Below are 2,389 nucleotides of genomic sequence, written 5' to 3'. Positions count from 1 at the left end.
GCTCACGGTGCTGCTGCGCATCGCCTGGCGCACCGTCGCGGCGATCGTGACCAGGGTGGTCGCCGACGGCCGCGACACCAATGACCTGCTCGCCGGGCTGGCCCGAATCGGCATCGACGAGATTTCTTATCGCAAGGGACACCGCTATTTGACGGTGATCGTTGATCACGGGACGGGCCGGCTGGTGTGGGCCGCCGAGGGCCGCAACACTGACACGTTGGGCCGGTTCTTCGACCAGCTCGGCGCCGACCGCGCGAAGCTGCTCACCCACGTCAGCTGTGATGGCGCGGAATGGATCCACGCTCTGGTGCGCCAGCGCGCGCCGGGCGCGGTGATTTGTCTGGACCCCTTGCGCGGAATTCCGCGTAAGGGGTCCTATGTGCAGCGGCGGATTATGAGTGGGGTGGTGCCCGACACATGGTCGAGGGCCGAGGTTGGCCGGTCGGAGACCGCATAATTCGATGTCAGAGGCGGGTGAGAAAGGCGAGCAGAGGGTCCGGCGGCCTGTAGCGCCCTGGTTTCACGTGAAGAGGTCTGGTCCGCTCAAGCGCGCGCTCCTTGATGGAGAGGTCAGCATGCAGATAGATGCGCGCGGTGGTTTCCACGTTCTGGTGGCCGAGCCAGAGTGCGATCACCGAGGTGTCGCACCCGGAGCGCAGGAGTGACATCGCGCAGCTGTGCCTGAGGGTATGCGGAGTTGGGTGTTTTGCGAGCAGCGACGGGCAGCATTGCGCTGCCGTTGCGGCATGCTTGGTGACTAGGCACCCGACAGCGCTGCGGGTGAGCGGGGTTCCGCGCCGAGTCGGGAACAATGGGTCATCGAGGGAGCCACCGCGCTCCTTCATCCACGCTCGCAGTAGAGCAACGGTCTCCTTGGCCAGGGGTGTACAGCGTTCTTTGCGACCTTTGCCCCGACAGCGCACGTGAGCACCGGTGCCCATCTCGACGTCACCGACACGCAAGTCGGTCAGCTCCGAGACCCTGAGGCCGGTCTGCACGGCGACGTCGAGCAGGACTTGGTCTCTTCTTCCGGTCCAGCTGTCTTGGTCTGGCGCGGCCAGCAAGGCGTCGACCTCCGCCTGGTCGAGGTGGTGGATTTCCCTTCGCTGGCTACGTTTGGTCGGGATCTCGAGCACGCGAGCGATGAGCGCTGCGTGCTCGGGATGGCGCAGCGCGGCATAGCGGAAAAAGGACCGGATCGCCGCGAGCCGCGCGTTGCGGGTGCGGACGCTGTTGTTGCGGTCGCGCTCAAGGTGGTTCAGAAAGTCGCAGATGACGTCGGCGTTGAGATCTGCGATGTCGAGCCGGCAGGGTTGGGTTCCGGTCTGGGACAAGACGAACTGCAGCAACAGGCGCCAGGCGTCGCGATAGGCGGCGATGGTGTTGGGGCTGGCGTGACGCTGGCCAACGAGCCGATCGGTGAACCACGCCTGCATAGTCGGAGCTAGAGCGCTCATGGCCGCCTCCTTGCTGTCTGCTCCCGGCGCTGTGCTGCCAGGGACATCAACTCGGGGATCGCCGAGAGATACCAGTAGGTGTTCTCCGGTCGGGCGTGGCCCATGTAGGTCGACAGCAGCGGTAGATGCGCCTGCACGTCGACCCCGTTGCGGTAGAAGCCGAGCAAACTGGTGCAGGCGAAGGAGTGCCTAATGTCGTGCAACCGGGGCCGGCACCGCTTCGAGCGAGCTTGGAGTCCAGCATCGCCGGTGATGCGCGAGAAGGCTTGCTGGACAGTCACATAGACGAGCCGTTCGCCCACGGTGGACACGAAGAAGCTTGCTGCCTTGGGTCTGGGGCACAGCCGGTCGCGCACCGCCGCGTAGGCCTTGAGAGCCTCGACTGTGCTCGCATGCAGTGGAAGCTCCCTGCTCTTGTTGAACTTGGTGTACCTGATGACGAGCACGCCGTCGTCGAGATCGACGTCGTCCCTATCGAGGCTGATGAGCTCCCCAACCCGAGCGCCAGTCACCTTCAGCAAACCGATCAACGTCTCGTAGGTCGCCGCTCGCAGCTGCGGCTTGAGCGACCGCGCGGCCCCCATCAATGCGGCGATGTCGGCGGCGGAGTAGATATACGGGGTCGCCCGGCACTCCTGCCAATGCAACAGGTCAGCCGAGGGCACCTCGGTGGCCGGATCGAATGTGGCGAGGTGGCGGGCGAAGCCGCGCACCACGCAGAGCCGTTTGCCCAGGTAAGAGGGATGAGCCCCCTGTCCGGGAAGCTGGGCCCAAGCGACTGCAAGCTGCGCGGTGACCGTCGAAGCACCAGCGGCCTCTAGGCCGAAGTTACTGCTGGTCGGTGGGGGAAATGGGGTGCTGAGCTGGGGTTTGTGGTGATGTGGACAGAATAATGTAGCCACTAAACATGGCGTGTTGCTGCTACTGGTAGG

Annotated in this window: 2 protein-coding genes and 1 pseudogene; 1 reads left to right on the top strand and 2 read right to left on the bottom strand. The window is 64.8% G+C overall.

All coding sequences use genetic code 11. The features are described from left to right. Nucleotides 1-349, top strand: a pseudogene (locus tag CDN38_RS27730) (ISL3 family transposase); the annotation flags it as partial. Between the two features lie 115 nt (nt 350-464). On the opposite strand, the gene CDN38_RS27725 reads toward CDN38_RS27730, so the two are convergent. Both CDN38_RS27725 and CDN38_RS27720 read right to left on the bottom strand, forming a co-directional pair. Further along, nucleotides 465-1,436 (bottom strand): tyrosine-type recombinase/integrase, encoded by a 972-nt coding sequence (locus CDN38_RS27725; protein ID WP_306316114.1) that lies wholly within the window; start codon nt 1,434-1,436, stop codon nt 465-467. A gap of 17 nt (nt 1,437-1,453) precedes the next feature. Continuing rightward, nucleotides 1,454-2,359: a tyrosine-type recombinase/integrase gene (locus CDN38_RS27720; protein ID WP_099319495.1), complete on the bottom strand. Its 906-nt coding sequence runs from the start codon at nt 2,357-2,359 to the stop codon at nt 1,454-1,456. Nucleotides 2,360-2,389: the final 30 nt, after the last annotated feature.

Origin of the sequence: Mycobacterium ostraviense, assembly GCF_002705925.1 — a bacterium.
Classification (GTDB): Bacteria; Actinomycetota; Actinomycetes; order Mycobacteriales; family Mycobacteriaceae; genus Mycobacterium; species Mycobacterium ostraviense.
The sequence above is the reverse complement of the archived record's forward strand: the minus strand, read 5'-3'. Positions and strand labels throughout refer to the sequence as shown.

What these genes read in the sequence shown, in the direction of transcription:
- CDN38_RS27725 (WP_306316114.1), bottom strand. Translation starts at nt 1,436, where the DNA reads ATGCAGGCGTGGTTCACCGATCGGCTCGTTGGCCAGCGTCACGCCAGC.